We start from the raw sequence: 23,655 nt of genomic DNA, 5'->3' as shown, positions 1-23,655 counted from the left end.
ATGACTTTCGACCTACTAGTGATCGGCGACGCCAATCCCGACGTCGTCATCGGACCCGTTGACCAGCCGATCGTCTTCGGCCAGCGGGAACGGCTGGTCCAGCAGGGCTCGCTCGTGCTCGGCGGGTCGGCCGCGATCATGGCTTGTGGCGCGGCTCGGCTCGGTCTGAGTGTCGCCTTCGCGGGTCGCGTCGGCGACGACCCGGCCGGCACATTCGTGCGTACGGCGCTCTCGGACCGCGGAGTGAACGTGGACGCGATCACCGTGGACCCTTCCACGTCCACACCCCTCACCACGGTCCTGACCTCGGCCGACGATCGAGCGATGCTCACCTCGCCCGGGACCTTGCCCGCGACCAGTGCGGACGACGTACCGCGGTCGCTGCTCAGGTCGGTGCGGCATGTGCATGCGGCGTCGTTCTACCTGATGCCTCAGCTGGCGGCCGGGCTGGCCGCGCTGTTCAAGGAGGCGAAGAGCGCGAAGGCGACCACTTCCCTCGATCCGAACGACGATCCGACCGACCGCTGGGACCGGATGGTGCTCGACCCGGTCCTGCGGGTCACCGACTTCTTCCTGCCGAACGCGGCCGAGGCACGAGCCCTCACCGGCCATCCATCGGTCACCGACGCCGCCGGGATCCTGGCGCGCCGGGGTCCACTGGTCGTGGTGAAGAACGGCACGGACGGAGCCCTTGCCCACAACGGATCCTCGGTGGCGACCGCTCCTGCGCTCAAGGTCGAAACGGTCGACGCGGTGGGTGCCGGGGACAGCTTCGATGCCGGTTACGTGGCCGCCGTACTCAACGGGTGCGGTCGCGACCAGGCGCTGTCGATCGCGACGGCGTGCGGCTCGCTGTCGACGCGGGCCGCTGGCGGGACCGCGGCGCAGGCAGACTGGGACCTCGCAGTAGAGAGTGCAGCCCGATGACGAAGATCGTGTTCATCGGGGCCGGGAGCGTTGTCTTCACGCAGGGGCTGTTGGCGGATCTGTTCAGTCTCGATCTGGGACCGGTGCACATCGCGCTGCACGACATCGATCCCGAGCGACTCGAGACGGCGGCGGCCGCGGCGGCGTACATCGCCACCGAACGTGGCGTGACGCCGCGCATCACCTCGCACCTCGATCGGCGGGCAGCTCTGGACAGCGCCGACTTCGTGATCAACATGGTCCAGGTCGGGATGGGCGAGGCGACCCGGCTGGACTTCGAGATCCCTGCTCGGTATGGGATCCGGCAGACGATCGGGGACACACTCGGTGTCGGCGGGGTGTTCCGGGCGCTGCGGACGTTCCCGGTGTTGCGCGGGCTCGCGGAGGACATCGCGGCGGTGTGCCCGGACGCCTGGTTGCTCAACTACACCAACCCAATGGTGATGAACGTGTGGTACCTCGCCACATTGGGCCTTCGGAAAGTCGTGGGCCTGTGCCACTCGATCTACTGGACGATGAACGGTCTCGCCGAGCTGGTCGGCGTACCGTACGACGACATCACCTATCTGGCCGCCGGAGTGAACCACCAGGCCTGGGTACTGCGTTTCGAGCGCGGACCGGAGAACCTGTACGACCGGTTGGATGCGGTGATCGACCGTGATGCGGAGCTGCTGCGCCGGGTGCGAGTGGACATGTACCGGCGACTCGGGTTCTATCCGACCGAGACGAGTGAGCACTCGTCGGAGTACGTGCCGTGGTACCTGTCGCATGCGTCCGAGGTCGAGCGGTTACGGCTGCCGGTCGGCGAGTACCTGCGGATCGTCGAGGAGAACGTGGCGTCGTACGAGCTGACCCGGAAGGCCTTGAAGGCCGGCGAACCGTTGCCGGTCGAGGGGACGATGGAGTACGCGCCGCAGGTCATCCACAGCATCGTCACCGGAACCCCGCGGACGATCTACGGCAATGTTCCGAACACCGGCCTGATCACCAACCTCCAGGCCGGTGCGGTCGTCGAAGTCCCTTGCCTGGTTGACGGTTCGGGTGTTCAGCCGACGGTGGTCGGTGCCTTGCCGACGCAGTGTGCGGCCTTGAACCGCTCGTACCTCAACGTCGCCGAGTTGGTGGTCAAGGCCGCGGTGGACGAGGATCCACTGGCGATCAGGCAGGCCGTGATGGTCGACCCGGCCACCGCGGCGGCGCTTCCGGTCGAGCGGATCTGGGACCTGTGCGACGAGCTGGTCATTGCTCACGGCAATTACTTGGCGCCGGCGCTGCGCTCGAGCTCCTGATGACGAGCTCGGTGGCCAGCTCGACGTGGGGCGATTCCGGTGGGTCGCCCGCGCCCAGCCGCAGCAAGGTCTTGAGCGCGAAGGCGCCCAGGTCCTGCAGGGATTGACGCACGGTGGTCAGCGGCGGTGTCGACGACTCGGCCAGGAAGGTGTCGTCGAAGCCGACGACACTCACGTCCGCGGGTACGGCGAGGCCGCGGAGCCGGGCCGCCTCGATCACGCCGAGGGCGATCGCGTCGTTGGCGGCGAAGACAGCAGTGGGCGGCTGCTCCAACGCGAGCAGCCGCAGGCCCTCGGTGACACCGGTGGCGGTGACGAAGGGGCCGTGCGACACGAGTTCGGCGTCGACGTGCAGGCCCGCCTGACTCATCGCCGCGCGATAGCCGTGCAGCCGGGCTTGTCCACACGACGACGCTGCCGGTCCACCGACGAAGGCGATGCGCTCGTGTCCCAGGCCGATCAGGTGCTCGGTCGCGGCGATCGCCCCGGTCGCGTTGGTCGAGCCGACGGTCGTCACCTCGCCCGATGGAAGGTTGAGTGCATCGATCGCCACCATCGGCTGGCCGGAACGGTCGAGCGCCTTCGCCTGTCCGTCGGTCACCTCGCAGGCGGCGACGATGATCCCTCCACCTCCTGACGACTTTCTCCGCCAGGACTCCAAGGCAGTGACGACCACATCCACCTCGGCCTCCGTCGCGGCGGAGACGACTCCCCGCAGGAGCTCCGACGTGTACGGCGAGAGCAGGTCGTCGCAGACCAGGCTGACGCTGCGCGGACGCCGGCGTTTCGGCGTGCGTCGTACCGGGACATAGCCGTGGTCGGCCAGGGCACGCTCGACTCTGGCGCGAGTGGCCGCGCCGACGTCCGGGCGTCCGTTCAGGACCTTCGAGACCGTCGCCTTCGACACACCCGTCCGGGCAGCAACCATGGCCAACGTGGGCCGCATCTGAGCCATCGTGATTCCACCGTTAGGGGCTTATGGTGGTAGCGTCTCACAGGCCACAGTGGACAGCAACCTCGACTACTGGGCGGCCTGGAGGTAGGTGCGGTAGGTGGCGAAGGAACCGAGCACCTCGGCGGCCGTCGGCTGGGTGGTGAGCGCGCCGACGCCCTGGCCCGCGTAGATCGAGGTGCGGGCGGGATCGGCGGCCCGGACGCCGTCGACGTAGTCGGCGTGCGCGGCGTCCTTCGTCTTGAGCTCTTCCTCGTGGCCTTCCCAGGTGTCGAAGAAGGCGTTCCGGAGCGCGCGACCGCCGAACTCGTCCGGCCAGCCGGCCCGCGAGGCCGCGTCGAAGACCGTGCCGTACACGGTGTCGGTCTCGTCGGCCTCGATCACCCGCTGCCGGACCGGCTCCGGCGTCAGCGCCTCCGTGCAGGTGAGGAACGCCGTACCGATCCAGCCGCCCACTGCTCCCGCAGCCAGTACGGCGGCCAGCCCGCGCGGACCCGAGATGCCGCCGGCCGCGAGGACCGGGATCTCGGTCAGATCGAGGATCGACTGCAGCAGCGGGAGGGTGGCGACCGCGTTGCGCCCGTGACCACCGGCTTCGGCACCGCGCGCGACGATCGCGTCCACCCCGACGTCGATCGCCTCCCGCGCATCGGCGACCGTCCCCGCCTGCATGGCGACGACGATGCCTTCCTTCTGCAACATCCCGACGTACGGCGCATAGTCACCGAAGCTGAGCGAGACGAGGGCCGGCTTCAGCTCGAGGACGGCATCGAGGTGCTCGGGGCGGTCCTTCACCGACCAGGCCATCAGGCCGACGCCGTACGGCTTACCGCTCGCCGCGGCGACCGCACCCTCGGTGCGGATCCAGTCAGCGCTGACGGCGGAACCGGCGCCGAGCATCCCCAGTCCCCCAGCCACCGAGATCGCGGCGGTCAGCCTGCCGCCGCTCACATTCGCCATCGGTGCGCCCACCACCGGAACGGACAACCCGAACTTCTCCGTCAGCCACATGGGTCCAGAGCATCACACCGAGTCCGTCGACCGCCATGGCGCCAGACACACGAGCGGCCGGCCCCCTTCCGGGACCGGCCGCTCGAGGTGTCAGCTCAGAACTTGTAGACGTCCGACTGCGGGTCGCCGTGGCAGCGCTTGTACTTCTTGCCGGAGCCACACGGGCAGGCCACGTTGCGCGGCGTACCGGCGTACTGCAGGCCGCTCTCGTCGGCCCCGTCCTGGCGGACCGCGACCTCCTCGTCGCCGTCGATGGTCGGCGCCGAGTACGACAGCCGCTGCGGGCGGCTGTCGCCGGTCAGGCCCTTGGCGCGCAGCCGCGGCGTGTCCCGCGGACGCGGCGTGTCCTGCGGGCGGGCCTCGTCCTGCACCCGGCCCGGGAACTCCGCCACCGGCGCACCCGGCGTGAGGATGTCCTCGACCCGGCGGCCCACGATGCCCTCGTCGGAGTCGGCCGCCTCGGCCTCGGCGGCGAGCTCCATCTCGGCCCGCATCGCCTCGACGTCGACCTCGACGTTGAAGATGAAGGCGACCGACTCCTCCTTGATCGACTCCATCATCGCGGCGAACATGTCGTAGCCCTCGCGCTGGTACTCGACCAGCGGGTCGCGCTGCGCCATCGCGCGCAGGCCGATGCCCTCGCGCAGGTAGTCCATCTCGTACAGGTGCTCACGCCACTTGCGGTCCAGCACGCTGAGCACCACCCGGCGCTCCAGCTCGCGCATCGCCTCGGTGCCGAGCTGCTCCTCGCGCCGGTCGTACGCCGCCTTGGCGTCGGCGTTGAAGGCCTCGACCAGGAAGTCCTGGGTCAGCCCGGCCTTGTCGCCGCCGGCCTCCTCGACCAGCTGCTCCTCGGTCAGCTCGGTGGAGTACAGCGTCTTCATCGCGGTGAACAGCGCGTCCAGGTCCCAGTCCTCGGCGAACCCGTCCGCGGTCGCACCCTGGACGTAGCCGGTGACGGTCTCCTCGAGCATGTCCTCCACCTGCTCGCGCAGGTCGGCGCCCTCGAGCACCCGGCGGCGCTCGTCGTACACGACGTGCCGCTGCCGGTTCATCACGTCGTCGTACTTGAGGATGTTCTTCCGGGTCTCGAAGTTCTGCGCCTCGACCTGGGACTGCGCCGACGCGATCGCCTTGGTGACGACCTTGTTCTCCAGCGGCTGGGTGTCGTCGTTGTTGCGCGACATCGCCCAGTCGACCATCTCGCGCTTGAACAGGCGCATCAGGTCGTCCTCCAGCGACAGGTAGAACCGGGACTTGCCCGGGTCGCCCTGACGGCCGGACCGGCCGCGCAGCTGGTTGTCGATCCGGCGGGACTCGTGCCGCTCGGTGCCGAGCACGTACAGGCCACCCGCCTCGGTGACCTCCTCCTGCTCGTCCTTCACCTGCTTCTCGAACTGCTCCAGGACCGACGGGTACTGCGCCTCGTACTCCTCCGGCGACTCGGCCGGGTCGATCCCGCGGGCGCGCAGGTCCTTGTCGGCCAGGAACTCCGGGTTGCCGCCGAGGATGATGTCGGTACCACGACCGGCCATGTTGGTGGCCACCGTGACGGCGCCCTTGCGGCCGGCCTCGGCCACGATCGCCGCTTCCCGCGCGTGCTGCTTCGCGTTCAGCACCTCGTGCGCGATGTTCTCCTTGCGCAACTGGGCGGACAGCCGCTCGGACTTCTCCACGCTGGTGGTGCCGACCAGGATCGGCTGACCGGTGCCGTGCACCTCGACGATGTCCTTGACCACCGCGTCGAACTTGGCGTCCTCGGTCCGGTAGATCAGGTCCCGCTCGTCGGAGCGGATCATCGGCTTGTTGGTCGGGATCGGGACGACGCCCAGACCGTAGATCTTCTGGAACTCGGCCGCCTCCGTCATCGCCGTACCGGTCATGCCGGCCAGCTTCTCGTAGAGGCGGAAGTAGTTCTGCAGCGTGATCGTGGCGAGGGTCTGGTACTCCTCCTTGATCTCGACGCCTTCCTTGGCCTCGATCGCCTGGTGGAGTCCCTCGTTGTAGCGGCGGCCGTGCAGCGTCCGGCCGGTGTGCTCGTCGACGATCAGCACCTCGTTGTCGACGACCACGTAGTCCTTGTCCTTGCGGAACAGGTCCTTGGCCTTCAGCGCGTTGTTCAGGTAGCTGATCAGCGGGGTGTTCGCCGACTCGTACAGGTTGTCGATCCCGAGCCGGTCCTCGACCTTCTCGATCCCGCGCTCGAGGATGGCGACGGTGCGCTTCTTCTCGTCCACCTCGTAGTCGGCCACCGGACGCTGCTCCTCCGGCACCTTGTCGTCGGCGACCCGCGGCTTCAGCGTGTTCGCGATCTTCGCCATCTCGACGTACCAGCGCTGCGAGTCCTCGGCCGGGCCGGAGATGATCAGCGGGGTCCGGGCCTCGTCGACCAGGATCGAGTCCACCTCGTCCACGATCGCGTAGTTGTGCTCGCGCTGGACGCAGTCCTCGATGCTCTGCGCCATGTTGTCGCGCAGGTAGTCGAAGCCGAACTCGTTGTTGGTGCCGTAGGTGATGTCCTTGCTGTACGCGATCCGGCGCTCGGCCGGCGACATCTCCGGCAGGATCACGCCGTAGTCGAGGCCGAGGAAGTGGTACACCCGGCCCATCCACTCGGCCTGGAACTTGGCCAGGTAGTCGTTCACCGTGACCACGTGCACGCCCTTGCCGGACAGCGCGTTCAGGTACGTCGGCAGCGTCCCGACCAGGGTCTTGCCCTCACCGGTCTTCATCTCGGCGATGTTGCCCAGGTGCAGCGCGGCGCCGCCCATGATCTGGACGTCGTAGTGCCGCTGGTGCAGGGTCCGCTTGGCCGCCTCCCGGACGACCGCGAACGCCTCCGGCAGCAGCGCGTCGAGCGACTCCCCGTTCTCGTGCCGCTGCTTGAACTCCGCGGTCTGACCGCGCAACTCCTCGTCGGTCATCCCGACGAAGTCGTCCTCGATCGAGTTGACCATCTTCGCGATGCCCTGGAGCTGGCGCAGGATCTTGCCCTCGCCGATCCGCAGGACCTTGTCGATCACCTTCATGGTGGGGAGTTCTCTCCTTGCTGCTGAAGCCTTGGGTGCGGCCGACGCCGACAGGGCACGATCCACCCGTGGGCGGGCGCGCGACACCCATGGTACGGGGCCGGGTGTGCCAAGCCACGCCCCTATGCGTGCCGCGGGGCCTATCCGACCCACGATCCGGCCGCCGGAAAAGTTCCGTCGGCCCGGTCGGGAACCACCGGGCCGGGTCTGTCGCCGTGCTACCGCGCTGTCAGCAGGGCGTCACTCAGCGCAGGTGAGAGGTCGCCGCCGCCGACCACCCGGACCTGGTCCAGCCCCAGGAACCCGGCCAGCTGGACCAGCTCGGCGGCCAGCTCGTCCGCGGTCTCCACCGGCGCCTTCGGCTCGGCGTGGGCCGACTGGACCAGCAGCACCCCGGCGGCGCGGTCCGACTTCAGGTCCACCCGGGCAACCAGTCGGTCCCCGAGCAGGAAGGGCAGCACGTAGTACCCGTAGATGCGTTTCTCCGCCGGGACGTAGATCTCGATCCGGTACCGGAAGTCGAACAGCACCTCGGTCCGGGTCCGTTCGTAGACCAGCGAGTCGAACGGGCTGACCAGGGCCCGCGTGTTCACCCGCCGCGGCAGCCGCGCGTCCCGGTGCAGATACGCCTGCCGCTTCCACCCCTCGATCCCGACCGGGATCAGCTCGCCGTCCTCGACCAGCTCGGCGATCGCCTGCGCGGTCGGCGCCGGCTCGGTCCGGAAATAGTCCTTCAGGCACTGCGCGGTCGCCACCCCGTGCGCCTTCGCCGCGATCGACACCAGCCCCCGGTGCGCCTCCGCCACGGACGGCGTCGGAGTCTCCAGTACGGCGCGGGGCAGCACCCGCTCCGGTACGTCGTACATCCGCTCGAACTGCTGGTTGCGGCGGGCCACCGTGATCTCACCGGCGAAGAAGAGGAACTCGAGGGCCCGTTTCACGTCGGACCAGTTCCAGCCCCAGTTCTCCTTCGACCGCTCGACGTCGTCGTCGATCTGGCGGGCGGTCAGCGGGCCGTGGTCGCGGACGTCGGCGAGCACCTGCTTGAGCAGATCCGGCCGCTCCTTGGCGATCGATCGCGGGCCGCCCCAAGCCTCGGTCGCCGCGCGGGCCATCCGCCACCGCATCAGGGCATGCGTCTCGACCGGGATCAAGGAGGCCTCGTGAGCCCAGTACTCCACCAGGCGGCGTGGTGCCTTCCCGGCGGCGCGGTCGAGCAGATCGCGCGGATACGGCCCCAGGCGGGAGTAGAGCGGCAGATACTGGGCCCGGCTCAGCACGTTCACCGAGTCGATCTGGATCAGGCCGATGCGGCCGAGCACGCGCGCCAGCGCCCGGGCGTCGGGCACACCCTTCGGTCGCGGATCCATGAACCCCTGCGCCGCGAGCGCCACGCGCCGGGCCTGAGCCGTCGACAACACCTGTGTGGTCACGTCACCGATTCTTCCTGGCACCACCGACAGAAATCCCGGTCGCTCACGGGCGGTCCCGATCGACGGTGTCCTCGACCCGGATGATCAGCAGGACGTCGGCCACCCGCGGCGGGATCGGCCAGGGGAACAGACCGCGCGCGGACAGATCCTCCAGGGAGCGGAACGGCCCGCGGTGGGCCCGATCCGCGGCGATCAGCGTGGCGTGCTCGGCGGAGACGCCCGGCAGCGTCCGCAGTACCGCCTCGGGAGCCTCGTTGACGTCGATCAGCCCACCGTCCTCGAACTGGTTCGGCAGATCGGGGCGCCCGATGCCGAGCTGCCGGGCGATCAGCGGATGCTCGGCGGCGAGTTGGCGCCCGTACTGCCGGCGCGTCTCGTCATCGGAAGGCTGCCGGGTGCGCCTCGGCACGATCACCGCCAGATGCACCGCGCAGACCAGCGCGGTCGCGATCACCAGAGTCACCCCGAGACCGTCCTTGGTGCTGGTGATGTCGTCGCTGGTCGTGTCGATCATCAGGGCGCCGGTGGTCGTCGCGGCCAGATACGCGGCGGCCGCCAGCCCGAGGCGGACGCTGCGCCGCCGGAGTGCGACGACGCCCATCGCCGGGCCGGCCAGGAGCCCGACCGAGAGGATTGGAACCGCCGCGACCACGAACTTCAGCATCCAGTCCTGGACCCGCAATCGCTCCTCTCGTGCCCGCCCAGCTGGGGCTGGGGACGGGACAGGGGTGGGCAAGGGCGCCGGAGGACCAGCCGCGGGCGACGTGGAGCTGGGCGAAGGCGCCGCGGGTGCAGTGAGGCTGGGCGAAGGCGCCGCGGGAGCGGCTGCGGGTGGGGTGGATGTGCTCAGGGTCGGGTGGTCCTGAAGGATCCGCTGGTGGAGGTCTTGGAGGTGGCGGCTCGGGTCTACACCGTGGGCGGTGACCAGCAGGGCGCGAATCTCGCGGAAGGCGGCCAGGGCTTCGGCTGCCCGGCCGGAGCGGTAGAGGGCCAACATCTGAACGCCGCGTAGCCGCTCGCGCAGGGGGTACTCCGCGACCAGCCGAGACAACTCAGGCAGCAGGCTCTGCTGGTGACCCTGTTCGAGCTCGAGCTCGGCCCACTCCTCCACGGCCGCGGCCCGGTCGTCGGCGAGCCGGGCGCGGGCGGCTTCGAAGTACGAGCCCGTCAGGCCGGCCAGCGGTTCGGCCCGCCACAACGACAGGGCCGCCTGGAGCTCCGTGGCGGCCTCCGCCAGCTGACCCTCAGCACGGCGCTGGCCGGCAGTGCGGACGTGACTGGCGAATCGGTCGACATCCGTGGCGCCGGGAGCAACGGCGAGCCGGTAGCCGCCTTCGGTCAGGGTCAGCAGCCGGCCTGCCGATCTCGGCGCCCGCTCCGGCTCCAGCACCCGGCGCAGACCGGCGACATACTTCTGCACGACGTTCGGGCCGTTCTCCGGGGGTTCGTCGCCCCAGACGGCGTCGATGATCCGGCTCGGCGGGACCGGCCGGTTGGCGGAGAGCAGGAGACTCGCGAGAACCGCGCGCTGCTTGGCCGGGCCGAGATCCAGCTCGCGCGACCCACGACAGGCTCGCAGCGGTCCGAGCAGATCGAACCGGACCGAGTCATCGACCGCCCCTGGCACTGGTCAGCAACCTCCCGATCCGCCCCCACCGAGCTGCCCTTCGGCCGACGGCAGTCTATCCGCAGAGGTTTCGGGGGTGGGGGCAGTGGGACAGCAGTCGGGCGCAGTGGAACGGCAGTGGGACAGCAGTCGGCCGCCGCAGAGTCGGAGGCACCGATTCCAACCAGCACCGGCCACCGCGCCGACGTACCGGAAAGTGAGTCCGACACATGTCCTTCCCCTGGATCCGTACTGCGGCGTCGGCCGCCCTGATCGCCCTGGTCACCACCGGTTGCGGCGGCAGCGCCGAGACCGCGGGCGAGAACAAGCCGCCCGTCACCACCCCGGCGACGGCACGTGCCGGCACGCCAGTCACGCCCACGCCGACGCCCGCCGCGGGTCTGGAGAGCCTGCCGGTCCGGACCATCATGCAGAAGACGCGGGAGGCGTCACTGGCGGCGACCAGCCTGCGGATGCGCGGCACCATCACCGACACCACCGGCCCGATGACGTTCGACATCACCCTGGCGACGGGCGGTGGCTCGGGCACCTTCACCGTCGCGGGAGCGTCGTACTCCGTCCGTGCGATCGGCCGGACCGTCTACCTCCAACTGTCCGAGTCCGCGATCCGCGCGCAGGCGAAGGCCGACAAGAGCAGCCCGGCCGAGACGGCGGAGATCGTGAGACAGCTGAAGAACAAGTGGATCAAGCTGTCCAAGGTCGACAAGGACACCCAGGAGATGGTGGACCTGGTCACGCCCGGCAAGTTCTTCGCGACGATGTTCAGCGAGGACGGCACGGCCACGGCTGCGCCGCCTCGCAAGGTCTCGGCGCGGATGGTCGACGGCATCCGCTGCGTCGGGCTCACCGACGACGGCGCCGCCCTGTGGATCGACACCTCGACGGGCCGGCTGGTCCGGATGACCGAGGGCAAGAACCGGTTCAGCTTCAGCGACTACGGCAAGGTGCCCGCACCGAAGGCTCCCGCGAAGAGCCAGGTACTCGACGGCAAGGCGATGGGGCTGTGACCGGTGCCGCCGGCTGGGGCGGACCAGGCCATAACTCAGGAGTTACCGCAAGTGGGAGGTGCGCTACGCACGGTATCCGGGAGACGCTCCAGGGAGGCCACGCCGCCCGCGTGGCCCCTATCAACCTGGAGTGAGGCATGACAGGAAGATTGCAGTTGATCCGTGCCGCCGTGGCGGCCGGGGTGCTGACCGTGGCGTCCCTCGGTGCGGTGGCCGTAGCCGGCTCCGCAACGGCCGCGCAGACGCCCGACGGACCGAAGACCCGGATCGTCGGCGGCACCATCGCCCACACCGCCGACACGTCCTGGGCGATCCAGTTGTCGAACACCGGCTCCCCCGACCCGACCGGCGAGTGGTGCGGGGCGACGCTGGTCGCGGCGAACAAGATCGTCACCGCGGCGCACTGCTCGCAGGAGGCGGCGTCCACCTACACCGCGATCCAGGGCCGGGACGTGCTGAGTGACACGTCGGTCGGCAAGGAGTCGAAGATCGGCAGCATCTGGGTCGACCCGCAGTACGGGCAGGCACCCGGGCACGACGTCGCGGTGATGACGCTGACCACGCCGTTCGATGGCGTACCGACGCTGGCGCTGGAGACCGACACCGCGGCGGACGCGGCCGGAGCGGCGTCGGTCGTGTACGGCTGGGGTGAGACCGAGGGCACCGGCCCGGCGAACACCTTCCAGAAGGTCGACGTCCCGGTGCTGGGTGACGCGTACTGCGAGCAGGCGTACGCGAGCGAGGGCTACACCGCCGACGGCGAGATCTGCGCCGGGTACGAGGAAGGCGGTAAGGACTCCTGCCAGGGTGACTCCGGCGGGCCGCTCGTCCTCAACGGCCGCCTCTTCGGTGTCGTCTCCTGGGGCGTGGGCTGCGCCGACGCCGGCAACCCCGGTGTCTACGCGGAGGTAGCGACGTACGCGAGTGAACTCCAGGCCCAGATCGACGGTTAGCCAGACCCTCAGCGCAGGCTCGCGGCGCTGAGGCAGGAACCTTCACAGGGGAAGGAGAAGGGGCCGGGCTCGCTGCCCGGCCCCTCTTTCTTTCTGCTCCTCCCGAGGTTCGGCGGTCGGCCTCACGCGACCTGGGGTGTCAGACGGCCAGACGGATCACGCCGTAGTCGTAACCGCGACGGCGGTACACGACACTGGGCTGGTTCTCGTCGGCGTCGACGAACAGATAGAAGTCGTGTCCGACCAGTTCGAGCTCGTAGAGCGCCTGGTCCAGGGACATCGGCTTGGCGGTGTGGGTCTTCTCGCGCATCACCAAAGGCCCGTCGCCGGTGACCGTGAGCGATCCGAACTTGTACGTCGCCACCTCGTCGTCGGCGACTGTTTCCTCCACTACTGGTGTGGTGCCGTTGAGCGGCTGTTTCGCGTTCACGTGCCGTAGGCCTTCCGGCGTCCGCTCACCGCGGTGCACCCGGCGTCGGTCCGCCGCCTTGCGGACCTGCGCCCGCAGCCGGTCCAGGCAGACGTCGAACGCCGCCTGCTTGGTCTCGCCGGTTGCTTCGGCGCGGACCACCGGACCCTTGGTGTACATGGTGAGCTCGACACGCATCGCCCGATCGTGCTGTCGCGGGTTCTTTTCCTGACTGACTTCTACTTCACATCGCAGTACCCGGTGATCGACCTTCTCGATCCGTTCGAGTTTTTCCTCGACGTACTGCCGGAAGCGGTCACTGACCTCGCAGTGATGACCCTTGACAACGACGTCCACGGAAACCTCCATCGATCGGCGACTTCTTGTTACGTCTCCGGACCCCCGTCACTCGCTGTTGTATCGGTTGCGGTTGGGGCGCCCGAAACGAGAACACCCGCTGTCGAACCGGTCGGACTCCGTGGTGAGGATTCCGGCTGATCCGGCCCTGCACCACATCCCTGCCCGACAAGCCCTAGCGGGTGTCATAGGCCAACGCTAGTCGGCTTCGGCGAAAACCGGTAGGGAAGTTCTCATGAACCAGACGGCTTGTGCCGACGGGTCGCGGCCAGCACCGCACAGCCGAGCACCGGAATCCCCCCGGTTTCCAAGGCCCGGCAGGCTTCGGCGAGCGTGGAACCGGTGGTGATCACGTCGTCGACCACGACGACCGGCTGATCCGTCAGTCTTTCAGCCCAGCGCGAACGAGCCGCGAAAGCCCCGTCCAGGTTGGCGGTACGGCGCTCAGCGGACAGTCCGGCCTGGTCGTCAGGACGCCGTACGACCCGCACCGCCGCAGCCGGCCGGGCGTCGATCCCCTGCCGCCGCAGGGCGCGTACGGCGGCTCGGGTGATCCGGCGCAGCGGGTCGTGTCCGCGCTGCCGGACGGTGGATCGCGACGACGGAACCGGACACAACCAGACGGCCCGGCGCTCACCGAGAGCGGTGCGGACGGCGGCGGCCAGCACCGCTCCGAGCGGACGCGCCAGCGCGTACCTGGCTTCCTCCTTGTGCGCGACGATCAGCTTCCGCAACTCATCGGCGTACGGCGCGCTCGCGGTGGGCGGGGGCAGTCCGGCCGGCCGTGGATCCGGCCAGGCACGGAACGGAGTCACGGAGGTCAGTAGCTCCCGGCAACCACCACAGAGAGTGACGCCCGGCCGCTCGCACCCGGCACATCGTCCACCCAGGACGAGATCCACGAACGCGTCCCGGACCGGCACCGCTCAACGATCCGCGACAGCACCGCCGCCCGCAACCGGGCTTCGGTGCTCCTGTGGACAACTCAGCCCGGGTAGGTCGGGTCGATGGGTGCGCCGGCCTCGTCCATGTTCACCCAGGTGAGGTCGCGGGTCTGCCAGTGCAGGTGACCCTGGACGTCCTGGATCACCGGAAGGGTGTCCTTGTTCAGGTTCGAGGCCAGCTCGTCGGTCGCGAACTCGACGGTTGCGCCGGGCAGCAACTGCAGCTGGGAGCCGTCGGTGTTGACCAGCCAGGGCGACTTGCTGACCGACTTCGACGAGCCGGCGACCAGGAGCCCCTGTTTGTGCCACGCCGCGTCGGTGATGTCTTCGAGCGGCAACTGGAGCAGGCGGAGCGGCCCGAGCACCAGCCGGCTCTCGGCGGCGGTCTGGATCGTCCCGGTCTGCACGTAGTTCTTGCCGGTGGTCTTGGATCTCATCACCAGGAGCGCGCGGACACCGTCCGGCGCCATCCGCAGCACCAGCGGTGTGTCGCCGCGGAAGCTGGTCGTCACCTCGGCGAGCTTGCCGTCGCGGTCGCGGACCCGCAGTCGCGGTGTGGCGTCCGCCCGGTCCAGGATCCACAGGTTGTCGTGGTTGTCGTAGCTCGGCCGCAGTACCCGGCCCTGGGTCGGGATCGTCCTGACCGGGTCGGGCTTGTCGGTGCTGTCCAGCCAGGAGTAGGCCACCACATCGTCACCCCCGTGGGTGGTGACGACGGCACCGGAGTCACCGCGCAGGTTCACCGCGAACGACTCGGCCACGTAGTCGCTCAGCTTGCTGTCCTTCAGCGGCCGCGCGGCGATGTCCGACGCACCGTCCAGCCCTTCGATCCGCTGCACCTTGCCGCCCCGGAGGCCGTACAGCTCGGTCATCGCGCCGTTGGGGACGGACGGGTCGTACTGGGTGAAGTTGGAGAACGGCAGCACGTCCGGATCGTCGGGCAGCAGCGGGGCGCCGCCGACGGTGATCTTGACCCGCAGGTTGATCTGGTTGAGGGTCCAGACGATCTGGGCGGCGAGCAACCGTCGTTCGGTGTCCTGCAGCGCGGAGACCGCGTCGTTCAGCGCCACCGTCGCCACGCCGAACTCGACCGGTACGGACACCTGGACCTCGGTCCCCGGCGGTGCCAGCGAGACCACACCGTTGCCGAGCCGGCTGGTCGGGCCCTTGAGCAGCTCCTGGACCAGCTGGGTGGCGGCCTGTCCGGCCGACAGGTTGACCGGCAGGTAGACCGGGTCGGGGACCAGCATGTCCCGGGCCGGGGTGAAGAAGTAGAGGTTGCGCGGGGCAAGCTTCGGGTCCAGCTGGTTGCTGCCCAGGTACACCCCCGGCGGCACCGACGCGACCCGGTACTCGCCGTCGAGCTTGATCAGCTTGAAGACGAACGACATCTCGTCGTCGACCTTCGCGGGGATCCACGACCCCCGCTCGTCGATGGTCGCGATCTTGCGCGCCTTCAGCTGGACCTGGTCGGCGCCGAGGCTGGTGACGGCGTCACGTTGCTGCTCGTACACCACCGTCTGCGACTCCGGCTTCCAGGCCGCCGCCGCCTCCGGCGTCATGTACTCCCGGGCCACGTCGAAGGCCCGCGAGTCCGACATCGCCTCCAGGAATCCGTTCACCAGCGGCAGCGGCTGGGTGCCGTCCCGCGGCGGCTTCGCCTCCACGCCGACGCCGCCGAAGTCCGGCGCCAGGCCCTCCCGGCTGCCGCTGCGGATCGTGCCCTTGGTCGGCACCGTCGCACAGCCGGTGACCAGCAGCAGGACCACCAGGACCGCTGCGAGGAGCTTCCGCCTCACTCGTCCTCACCACCGGTCAGTTTCTGGTACGGCGCTCCGACGTCGACCAGGGACTTCTCCGTCACGACCCGGCTGGCGTCGGCCGGACGGGCCGGCAACGGCGATCCGGACAACGTGACATCCGGACGCCGCGGCAGCGTGAGCCGGAAGTAGGCGCCGTCACCGGGCGAACCCCAGGCATCCAGCCGGCCGCCGTGCAGCCTGGCGTCCTCCAGCGCGATGGACAGGCCGAGCCCGGTCCCGCCGGTGGTCCTGGCCCGGGCCGGGTCGGCCCGCCAGAACCGGCTGAACACCATCTCGGCCTCCTCGGCCCGGAAGCCGACGCCGTGGTCGCGGACCGCGACCGCCGCCGCATCGTCGTCGTACGCCGTACTGATCCGGATCGGGAGACCCTCGCTGTGCTCGATCGCGTTGCCGATCAGGTTGCGCAGGATCCGCTCGATCCGGCGCGCGTCCACCTGGGCCCGGCACGGCTGCGGCATCTCCAGCTGGACCTCACAGCCCTTGCGCTGCAGCAGGGTCTCGTGGTTCTCCAGCACCCGGTTGACGATGTCGCGCAGGTCCACGTCCTCCAGATCGAGGGCGGCCGCACCCGCGTCGAACCTGCTGATCTCGAGCAGGTCGGCGAGCAGCTCCTCGAACCGGTTGAGCTCGTTCTGCAGCAGCTCGACCGAGCGCCGGCTGATCGGGTCGAACTGGTCCCGGCTCTCGTGCAGCAGGTCGGCCGCCATCCGGACCGTGGTCAGCGGCGTGCGCAGCTCGTGCGAGACGTCGGAGACGAACCGGCGCTGCAGCCGGGACAGCTCCTCCAGCCGGCGGATCTGCCGTTGCAGGTTGCCGGCCATCTTGTTGAAGGAGACCGCCAGCCGGGCCAGGTCGTCGGTGCCGCGGACCTGCATCCGCTCCTCGAGCTTGCCGGCCGCCAGCCGCTCCGCGATCCGCCGCGCCATCCGGACCGGGGTGACCACCTGGCGGGTGACCAGCCAGGCCACCGCACCGAGCAGGACGACCAGCAGCAAGCCGGCGGTGAGCAGTGCGCGCTGGACGACGTCGAGCGTCTCCTGCTGCGGCGTGAGCGGGAAGAGGAAGTAGACCCCGTACCGCTCGGTGGGTGCGGTCGGGACCCGCAGCTGGGACCCGATCACCAGACCGGGGACGCTGGGCCCGTCGCGGTAGTGGATCACCGTGTAGGTGTCCCAGAGCTTGGTGTCGTCACTCATCACCGACGACGCCAGCTCGGTCGGGATCGAGTCGCTGTCGACCAGACCGGTGTAGCGGATCGCGTTGGTGGTGGACGTGTCGGCCGGCACCAGCAGCACGTCGTACAGACCGGGGCGGTTGGAGCCGAGGACGAGCTCGGACAGCTGCTGGTTGATCGTGTTCGGGACGGCGGCATCGATGCTGTTGGACAGCGAGGCCAGCTGGGCGACCGCTTCCGCCTGGGCGCTGCTCCGGCGGGACTCCAGCACGCCGTCGGTGACCTGGCTCATCATCACCCAGCCGACCAGGAGCAGGACGACGGTCGACATCAGCAGGGTGCCGGTGACGATCCGGGCCTGGATGGACCGGCGCCAGATGTCCGGCCAGTGCTTCGGGTTCGTCCGCCACAGCGGGTGCGGGTAGGCAGGCCAGTCCGCCACGGCGGTGAGCTCCAGCTCCGTCCCGCGTGTCTCCGCCGTCACCTGCTCGGCCGGGGCCGGCTGCTGTTGCTCCGGCCCGGCCGTGGCGGCCGGGGCGTCGGCGGCCGCCTGCGACTCTTGGTCGCGTCCGTACTCGATCAGTCCGCACCCGCCTTGTAGCCGACACCGCGGACCGTGACCACGATCTCCGGGTGCTCGGGGTCCTTCTCGATCTTGGAGCGCAGTCGCTGGACGTGCACGTTGACCAGCCGGGTGTCGGCCGCGTGCCGGTAGCCCCAGACCTGCTCCAGCAGCACCTCGCGGGTGAACACCTGCCAGGGCTTGGAGGCCAGGCAGACCAGCAGGTCGAACTCCAGCGGGGTCAGCTGGATCGTCTCACCGGCCCTCTTCACCGAGTGCCCGGCCACGTCGATGGTCAGGTCGCCGATGGTCAGCGACTCCGGCCCGGGCTCGTCCATCCGGCGCAGCCGGGCCCGGATCCGGGCCACCAGCTCCTTCGGCTTGAACGGCTTCACCACGTAGTCGTCCGCGCCGGACTCCAGGCCCAGCACCACGTCCACGGTGTCGCTCTTGGCCGTCAGCATCACGATCGGTACGCCGGACTCGGCCCGGATCGCCCGGCAGACGTCGATTCCGTCCATGCCGGGCAGCATCAGGTCGAGCAGCAACAGGTCCGGTTTGAACTCCCGGAACGCCGGTACCGCTTTGTCACCGGTCGCGCACAGATAGGTGTCGTAGCCTTCGTTGCGCAGCACGATGCTGAGCATCTCCGACAACGCTGTGTCGTCGTCGACGATGAGAACGCGACCCCTCATCGTCCGGTTACCGTCTGCCACGCCCTGCTCCTTGCCGTCCGATCGTTGTGCGCCCAGCGGATGCTGACCGTACGCACTACGGATAGTGTCCCATTCCCCGGGTAGTGCACACGCCGGATCGCCGAGTGACCCCGAGTTGGGCTGTGATCATGGTGCACAGCCCGCGCCTGAGACAACTTAAGGACTACACGGCTCAGACTGGCAGTCGGTTCAACGAGGGGAGGTGCCAGTGGACGACATCGGCCTGCACGAGGATCCGGCGGCGGAGCCGCTGCGCCCCTGGCTGCCTGCCGACCTGCTCGACAACGCGGCCCGGACCATCTCCGAGAACAAGGCGATCATGCTTGGCCTCCCGGTGCTCGCCGCGATCGCCCTGCTGGCCGTCCAGGCTGTGCTGACGGAGGTCGCCGTACCAGGTGGGATCGGTGGGTTCTTCGGCGCCGACGACCCGTTCCAGCAGGCCGGTGCGGCGCTCCTGCTCACGTACGGCGTCCAACTGGTGCTGTTCACGGTGGTGTCGAGCATGCTGGCCGGGATCATCGCGCTGGCCGCCGTACGGAGTCAGCTGGCACACCGGGTCGGGCCTCGGGAGCTGCTGCGGCTGGTCCGGCCGGCGCTGCCAGCGCTGTCCGCCGTCGGGTTGGTGCAGTCCCTGTCGTTCATCATCCTGATCGGCGGGTGGGGGCTGGCCGTGATCGGCATCGGCTCCGGGGCCGAGTCGGCGATCTCGTCCGACGTGGCCGGCGCGGTGGCCATCGTGATGATGCTGGTCGGTGCGGTGCTGGTGCTGATCTTCGGCATCCGGCTGCTTCTGGCGGGGACCGTCGTCCTGATGGAAGGCCGGCACGCGTCGGACGTCGGCCTCCACATCCCTGTCAGAGTGGGGATCTGGGGTGCGCTGAAGCGGTCCTGGCAGCTGGTGAAGGGCAAGTTCTGGCGGGTGTTCGGCATCCTGCTGTTCGCGGGGCTGGTGGTGAACATCGTCAGCTACGCCCTGCAGTACGGGGTCACCACCCTGGTGATGACGGTCGGCTCGTGGGCCGACAGCAGCGAGAGCAGCAGTGCGACGGTGGCCGCGATCGTGCTCGGTGTGGCCGCGGGGCTGGCGACCGCGATCACACTGATCGCCAGTCTGGCCTTCATGTCCGCCGTCCAGGCCCTGATCTACCTGGATCTCCGGGTACGGCGTGAGGGCCTCGACCTGTGGATGCGGCCGGTACTGCGCCCGGCTCAGGGTTCTGGAGGAACTCCGTGATCATCCTGGAGCCCCCGATCGACATCGGCCGGGACGAGGCCGCTGCCGAGGCGGCCAAGGAGCTGTCCAAGGCGACGTACCGGCAGTCCGGCGACTCCCTCATCGAGCGGGCGATCGGCAAGGTGCTGGAGTGGGTCGCCGACCTGCTCGACAGCCTGACCGGGACCTCACCGAGCGGCCACGCCGGTCTGTTCATGCTGATCGGACTGATCGTGCTCATCATCGTCGTGGTGCTCTGGCGAGCCGGTGTGCTCCGGACCAGCCACCGGGAGAAGCAGGTGGTCTTCGACACCGCCAGACCGCGGAGTGCGGGCGAGTACCGGGCTCAGGCGGAGCAGGAGGCTGCGGCCGGTGACTACGCGCACGCCATTCGCAGCCGGTTCCGCGCCTGTGTCGCCGAGTTGACCGAGCGGACCATCCTGGACGAGCGGGCTGGCCGGACGGCGTACGAGGTGGTGACGGACGCCGGACGAGCGGTGCCGGAGCTCCGGGACCCGCTGCAGCCGGCTGCACTCGCGTTCACTGAGGTTGTCTACGGCAACCGTCCCGGGACACCCGAGCGGTACGCCGCGGTGGTCGCGGCTGATGAAGCGGCCCGGACTGCGCGGGTGCTGGTGCGCGGATGAGCACTGTGGTCGGGCGGAGTGCCGGCGAGAGCTGGCGCGCGTTGAGGACGCCGATGCTCGTCACCGGCATCATCGTGCTGGCTGCGATCGTCATCATGATCGCCACCGCGGCGCGGACCTCAGGGCCGTTCAGCCCGGACTCCACCGAGCAGGGCGGTGCACGGGCTCTGGCGGCGCTGCTGGAGAACCACGGCGTTACCGTGCGCGGCACCGAGCTGCTGGACGACGCGGTGGAGCCAGGAGACGACAAGACCTTGCTGATAGGCCCGATGGGCCAGCTGGACCGCTCTGACTGGCAGCGGATCGCTGACGCGGGGTGGAGCCACATCATCCTGATCCGGCCCGGTTCCCGCGCGCTGGAGGCTCTCGCGCCCGGTGTCGAGGACTCCGGCCAGATCCTGTCCTCCAGTAGCCGTGAACCCGACTGCGACCTCCCGGCCGCAGTCAAGGCCGGCACGGTGACGGTCAGCGGCTCCACCTACTCGGCGCCCTCGACGGCCCAGGCCTGCTACGGAGACGGCATCACGAACACGGTGATCCGGTTGGAGACCGACGGCCGGATCGTCGACGTCGTGGGCTCGCAGCGCTCGTTCACCAACGATCAGATCGCTGACGACGGCAACGCCGCCCTCGCACTCAACCTGATCGGCACCCACCAGGACCTGACCTGGTACCTGCCGCAGTGGGAGTCCACCGGGTACGACGATCCCGACGAGGACGCTCCGCCGCTGATCCCCCCGGATGTCCGCTACATCGCCTGGGCGCTGGCGTTCGCCGTACTCGTCGTGGCGCTCTGGCGAGGTCGTCGACTCGGGCCGGTGGTTGCCGAGCGGCTGCCGGTCATCGTGCGCGCTGCGGAGACCACCGAGGGCAGAGCGCGGCTCTACCGTCGCTCACGCGCCCGGGACCGCGCCGCGGCCGCTCTGCGCGAGTCGGCCCTCGGCAAACTTCACAAGGCGCACGGCATCCCCCGGCGGGCCGAGCCGTCCGCGGTGGTCGCGACTGTCGCGGCCCGCACCGGTCGGGACCCGGCCATGCTGTACGAACTCCTCTACGGCCTCCCGCCGCTCAGCGACGCCGCCCTGATGTCCCTGTCCCACGAACTCGACGTACTGACGCAGGAGGTTAGACACCCGTGACGACTACCGAGGTCACCGCGGACCAGGCCAGGCAGGCACTGGTCGCGCTGCGGACCGAGATCGGCAAGGCGGTGGTCGGTCAGGACACCGCGGTGACCGCGCTGGTACTCGCCCTGCTCTGCCGCGGCCACGTGCTGCTCGAAGGCGTCCCCGGTACGGCGAAGACGCTGATGGTGCGGGCGTTGTCGATGGCCATGCGGCTGGACACCAAGCGGGTGCAGTTCACCCCCGACCTGATGCCCGGTGACGTCACCGGATCGCTGGTGTACGACGCCAAGAGCAGCGAGTTCGAGTTCCGGCCAGGCCCTGTCTTCACCAACATCCTGCTGGCCGACGAGATCAACCGGACACCGCCGAAGACCCAGGCGGCGCTGCTGGAGGCGATGGAGGAGCGGCAGGTCACCGTGGACGGCGTGCCGCGCAAACTGCCGGCGCCGTTCGTGGTCGCCGCAACGCAGAACCCGATCGAGTACGAGGGCACGTATCCGTTGCCGGAGGCCCAGCTCGACCGGTTCCTGCTCAAGGTCACGCTCGACATCCCGCCGCGCGATGCGGAGATCGCCGTACTGGCTCGGCACGCGCAGGGCTTCGACCCGCGGGACCTGGCCGCGGCGGGTCTGCGGCCGGTGGCCGGGCCGGAGGACCTCCTGGCCGGACAGGCCGCCGTACGACGGGTTGCCGTCCGCGAGGACGTGTTGGCCTATGTGGTGGACCTCTGCCGGGCGACGCGGCAGTCGCCGTCGTTGCAGCTCGGTGTGTCGCCGCGAGGGGCTACTGCCTTGCTGGCCGTGGCCAGAGCGTGGGCGTGGTTGTCCGGGCGGGACTACGTCATTCCGGACGATGTGAAGGCGATGGCGCGTCCTTGCCTACGGCACCGAGTGCAGGTCCGTCCGGAGGCCGAGCTCGAGGGTGTGAGCGCGGACGCCGTCCTCGAGAGCGTGCTGGCCACGGTGCCGGTGCCACGCTGATGGTGCACAGCTGATGGTGCTCACAGGCCGGGCCGGTCTGCTGGCCGCCGCGGGCGTCGTCTTCGTCGCTCTGCTCATGCCGAGCTGGGGCGGAGTCGGCGTGGTGGTCGCGGTCGTGCTCGTGGTGTGTCTGGTCGACATGCTGCTGGCCGGGTCGCCGCGACGACTCCAGTTGAGTCGCGCGGGCGACAACGCCGTACGACTGGGTGAACCGGCTGTCGTTCAGTTGCTGGTTGCCAATCCGGGTCGGCGGGTCAAGGGGTTGCTGCGTGATGCGTGGCCGCCGTCGGCCGGCGTACAGGATCCGCCGCACACGCTGGACCTGCCACATGGCGAGCGGCGACGGCTGACGACACATCTGCTGCCCACGCGGCGGGGTGATCGGCAGGCGGATCGGGTGACGATCAGATCGATCGGTCCGCTCGGCTTCGCCGGTCGTCAGGGGTCGCACCGGGTGCCGTGGACGGTGCGGGCGTTGCCGCCGTTCAAGAGTCGTAAGCACCTGCCGTCGCGGCTGGCACGGTTGCGGGAGCTGGACGGCCGGACCGCCTTGCTGGTCAGGGGTCAGGGCACCGAGTTCGACTCACTGCGTGACTACGTGCCGGGTGACGACGTACGGAGCATCGACTGGCGTGCCACCGCCCGGCGCGGCAACGTCGTACTGCGCACCTGGCGGCCCGAACGCGATCGCCAGGTCGCCATCGTGATCGACTCCGGCCGGATGTCCGCAGGCCGGGTCGGCGACGCGCCACGCCTCGACCACGCGATGGACGCCGCGCTGCTACTGGCCGCGCTGGCAACCCGTGCGGGTGACCGGGTCTCCTTGCTGGCGTGCGATTCCGCGGTACGTGCCGACGTACGGCGTCCTGCGCCGGAGGACGTGCTTCCGTCGTTCGTGAACGCGCTCGCGAACGTCGAGGCGGAGTTGGTCCAGACGGACTTCCGCGTGGTCGTGTCGCAGGTGCTCGAACGTCTCGGCCAGCGGTCCCTCGTCGTACTGCTGACCGGTCTGGACCCGGCCGTGATCGAGGAGTCCCTGCTGCCGGTGATCGGTCCGCTGTTGCGCCGCCACGTGATCGTGCTCGCCTCCGTCGCCGACCCGCGCCTCACGGAACTCGAATCCACCCGCTCCGACCTGATCGAGGTGTACGGCGCGGCGTCGGCTGCTCGCACCCGCCTGGACCGCGAACGAGTCACCGCGATCCTCACCCGAGCCGGCGTCACCGTCGTGGACGAAAACCCCGACACCATCGCGCCCGCGCTGGCCGACACGTACCTGGCTTTGAAGAAGGCCGGCCGGTTGTAACCCCCGCGTGCTACGCAGCGGCTCCTTCGTCGCCCCAGCTACGCGCGCTCCCGCCCACCCGATCTTCCTTGCGGGCTACCGCCCGCCCTGCGGCTTCCGCCGCACCCCACGGGCTTCGCCCGCGTTCCGGGCTCCTGCGCCTCGTGCCTGACCTACCGGCCGGGCGCCC

Annotated in this window: 19 protein-coding genes; 9 read left to right on the top strand and 10 right to left on the bottom strand. The window is 69.5% G+C overall.

Annotated elements, in window-relative coordinates:
* Both ACGFIF_RS14265 and ACGFIF_RS14260 read left to right on the top strand, forming a co-directional pair.
* On the top strand, positions 1–927 hold the full coding sequence (locus tag ACGFIF_RS14265; RefSeq protein WP_393154685.1) for a carbohydrate kinase family protein: 927 nt from the start codon (positions 1–3) through the stop codon (positions 925–927).
* Positions 924–2,216: an alpha-glucosidase/alpha-galactosidase gene (locus ACGFIF_RS14260; protein ID WP_393154684.1), complete on the top strand. Its 1,293-nt coding sequence runs from the start codon at positions 924–926 to the stop codon at positions 2,214–2,216. The genes ACGFIF_RS14265 and ACGFIF_RS14260 overlap by 4 nt, the downstream gene beginning before the upstream one ends.
* Here ACGFIF_RS14260 and ACGFIF_RS14255 read toward each other — a convergent pair.
* The 5 genes from ACGFIF_RS14255 to ACGFIF_RS14235 form a co-directional block, all read right to left on the bottom strand.
* On the bottom strand, positions 2,167–3,162 hold the full coding sequence (locus ACGFIF_RS14255; protein WP_393154683.1) for a LacI family DNA-binding transcriptional regulator: 996 nt from the start codon (positions 3,160–3,162) through the stop codon (positions 2,167–2,169). The two genes, ACGFIF_RS14260 and ACGFIF_RS14255, sit on opposite strands and share 50 nt — an antisense overlap.
* A 75-nt stretch (positions 3,163–3,237) precedes the next feature.
* Positions 3,238–4,179, bottom strand: coding sequence for an NAD(P)H-dependent flavin oxidoreductase (locus ACGFIF_RS14250; protein ID WP_393154682.1), 942 nt, complete (start codon positions 4,177–4,179; stop codon positions 3,238–3,240).
* A 95-nt stretch (positions 4,180–4,274) separates the two neighbouring features.
* Positions 4,275–7,208, bottom strand: coding sequence for a preprotein translocase subunit SecA (gene secA / locus ACGFIF_RS14245; RefSeq protein ID WP_393154681.1), 2,934 nt, complete (start codon positions 7,206–7,208; stop codon positions 4,275–4,277).
* A gap of 218 nt (positions 7,209–7,426) precedes the next feature.
* Positions 7,427–8,578 (bottom strand): winged helix-turn-helix domain-containing protein, encoded by a 1,152-nt coding sequence (locus ACGFIF_RS14240; protein WP_393155472.1) that lies wholly within the window; start codon positions 8,576–8,578, stop codon positions 7,427–7,429.
* A gap of 106 nt (positions 8,579–8,684) precedes the next feature.
* The gene (locus tag ACGFIF_RS14235; protein ID WP_393154680.1) at positions 8,685–10,268 is read right to left on the bottom strand and encodes a BTAD domain-containing putative transcriptional regulator; all 1,584 of its coding nucleotides are present in this window, start codon (positions 10,266–10,268) and stop codon (positions 8,685–8,687) included.
* A 209-nt stretch (positions 10,269–10,477) separates the two neighbouring features.
* Between ACGFIF_RS14235 and ACGFIF_RS14230 the strand changes: the two genes are divergently transcribed.
* A complete protein-coding gene (locus ACGFIF_RS14230; protein WP_393154679.1) occupies positions 10,478–11,275 on the top strand; it encodes a hypothetical protein in 798 nt (265 codons plus the stop codon).
* A gap of 137 nt (positions 11,276–11,412) precedes the next feature.
* The gene (locus ACGFIF_RS14225) at positions 11,413–12,228 is read left to right on the top strand and encodes a S1 family peptidase (RefSeq protein ID WP_393154678.1); all 816 of its coding nucleotides are present in this window, start codon (positions 11,413–11,415) and stop codon (positions 12,226–12,228) included.
* Between the two features lie 139 nt (positions 12,229–12,367).
* On the opposite strand, the gene hpf is transcribed toward ACGFIF_RS14225, so the two are convergent.
* The 5 genes from hpf to mtrA all read right to left on the bottom strand — a co-directional run bounded on the left by hpf (position 12,368) and on the right by mtrA (position 18,192).
* Positions 12,368–12,994 (bottom strand): ribosome hibernation-promoting factor, HPF/YfiA family, encoded by a 627-nt coding sequence (hpf, locus tag ACGFIF_RS14220; RefSeq protein WP_393154677.1) that lies wholly within the window; start codon positions 12,992–12,994, stop codon positions 12,368–12,370.
* 233 nt (positions 12,995–13,227) lie between these two features.
* A complete protein-coding gene (locus ACGFIF_RS14215) occupies positions 13,228–13,809 on the bottom strand; it encodes a ComF family protein (RefSeq protein WP_393154676.1) in 582 nt (193 codons plus the stop codon).
* 170 nt (positions 13,810–13,979) lie between these two features.
* Positions 13,980–15,737, bottom strand: coding sequence for an LpqB family beta-propeller domain-containing protein (locus ACGFIF_RS14210; RefSeq protein WP_393154675.1), 1,758 nt, complete (start codon positions 15,735–15,737; stop codon positions 13,980–13,982).
* Positions 15,734–17,419 carry an MtrAB system histidine kinase MtrB gene (gene mtrB, locus ACGFIF_RS14205; RefSeq protein WP_393154674.1) on the bottom strand — a complete coding sequence of 562 codons (1,686 nt, stop codon included), beginning with the start codon at positions 17,417–17,419 and terminating at the stop codon, positions 15,734–15,736. The genes ACGFIF_RS14210 and mtrB overlap by 4 nt, the downstream gene beginning before the upstream one ends.
* A gap of 95 nt (positions 17,420–17,514) precedes the next feature.
* Positions 17,515–18,192, bottom strand: coding sequence for an MtrAB system response regulator MtrA (mtrA, locus tag ACGFIF_RS14200; protein WP_131345780.1), 678 nt, complete (start codon positions 18,190–18,192; stop codon positions 17,515–17,517).
* 229 nt (positions 18,193–18,421) lie between these two features.
* Between mtrA and ACGFIF_RS14195 the strand changes: the two genes are divergently transcribed.
* From ACGFIF_RS14195 to ACGFIF_RS14175, 5 genes are read left to right on the top strand one after another with little or no spacing between them, the layout of a single operon-like run.
* Positions 18,422–19,447, top strand: a complete 1,026-nt coding sequence (locus ACGFIF_RS14195) for a hypothetical protein (RefSeq protein ID WP_393154673.1) — start codon at positions 18,422–18,424, stop codon at positions 19,445–19,447.
* Positions 19,444–20,073 (top strand): DUF4129 domain-containing protein, encoded by a 630-nt coding sequence (locus ACGFIF_RS14190; protein ID WP_393154672.1) that lies wholly within the window; start codon positions 19,444–19,446, stop codon positions 20,071–20,073. Before ACGFIF_RS14195 ends, ACGFIF_RS14190 begins: the two co-directional genes overlap by 4 nt.
* A complete protein-coding gene (locus tag ACGFIF_RS14185) occupies positions 20,070–21,212 on the top strand; it encodes a DUF4350 domain-containing protein (protein ID WP_393154671.1) in 1,143 nt (380 codons plus the stop codon). Before ACGFIF_RS14190 ends, ACGFIF_RS14185 begins: the two co-directional genes overlap by 4 nt.
* Positions 21,209–22,180, top strand: a complete 972-nt coding sequence (locus ACGFIF_RS14180; RefSeq protein ID WP_393154670.1) for an AAA family ATPase — start codon at positions 21,209–21,211, stop codon at positions 22,178–22,180. The genes ACGFIF_RS14185 and ACGFIF_RS14180 overlap by 4 nt, the downstream gene beginning before the upstream one ends.
* Before the next feature lie 13 nt (positions 22,181–22,193).
* Positions 22,194–23,486, top strand: coding sequence for a DUF58 domain-containing protein (locus ACGFIF_RS14175; protein ID WP_393154669.1), 1,293 nt, complete (start codon positions 22,194–22,196; stop codon positions 23,484–23,486).
* Positions 23,487–23,655: the final 169 nt, after the last annotated feature.

The organism is Kribbella sp. NPDC049174 (assembly GCF_043197365.1).
In the GTDB taxonomy this organism is placed as follows: Bacteria; Actinomycetota; Actinomycetes; order Propionibacteriales; family Kribbellaceae; genus Kribbella.
The sequence above is the reverse complement of the archived record's forward strand: the minus strand, read 5'-3'. Positions and strand labels throughout refer to the sequence as shown.

Coding starts and splice junctions, on each gene's coding strand:
- ACGFIF_RS14265 (WP_393154685.1), top strand. CDS start 1: ATGACTTTCGACCTACTAGTGATCGGCGACGCCAATCCCGACGTCGTC.
- ACGFIF_RS14260 (WP_393154684.1), top strand. CDS start 924: ATGACGAAGATCGTGTTCATCGGGGCCGGGAGCGTTGTCTTCACGCAG.
- ACGFIF_RS14255 (WP_393154683.1), bottom strand. CDS start 3,162: ATGCGGCCCACGTTGGCCATGGTTGCTGCCCGGACGGGTGTGTCGAAG.
- ACGFIF_RS14250 (WP_393154682.1), bottom strand. CDS start 4,179: ATGTGGCTGACGGAGAAGTTCGGGTTGTCCGTTCCGGTGGTGGGCGCA.
- secA (WP_393154681.1), bottom strand. CDS start 7,208: ATGAAGGTGATCGACAAGGTCCTGCGGATCGGCGAGGGCAAGATCCTG.
- ACGFIF_RS14240 (WP_393155472.1), bottom strand. CDS start 8,578: ATGGATCCGCGACCGAAGGGTGTGCCCGACGCCCGGGCGCTGGCGCGC.
- ACGFIF_RS14230 (WP_393154679.1), top strand. CDS start 10,478: ATGTCCTTCCCCTGGATCCGTACTGCGGCGTCGGCCGCCCTGATCGCC.
- ACGFIF_RS14225 (WP_393154678.1), top strand. CDS start 11,413: ATGACAGGAAGATTGCAGTTGATCCGTGCCGCCGTGGCGGCCGGGGTG.
- mtrA (WP_131345780.1), bottom strand. CDS start 18,192: ATGAGGGGTCGCGTTCTCATCGTCGACGACGACACAGCGTTGTCGGAG.
- ACGFIF_RS14185 (WP_393154671.1), top strand. CDS start 20,070: ATGAGCACTGTGGTCGGGCGGAGTGCCGGCGAGAGCTGGCGCGCGTTG.
- ACGFIF_RS14175 (WP_393154669.1), top strand. CDS start 22,194: ATGGTGCTCACAGGCCGGGCCGGTCTGCTGGCCGCCGCGGGCGTCGTC.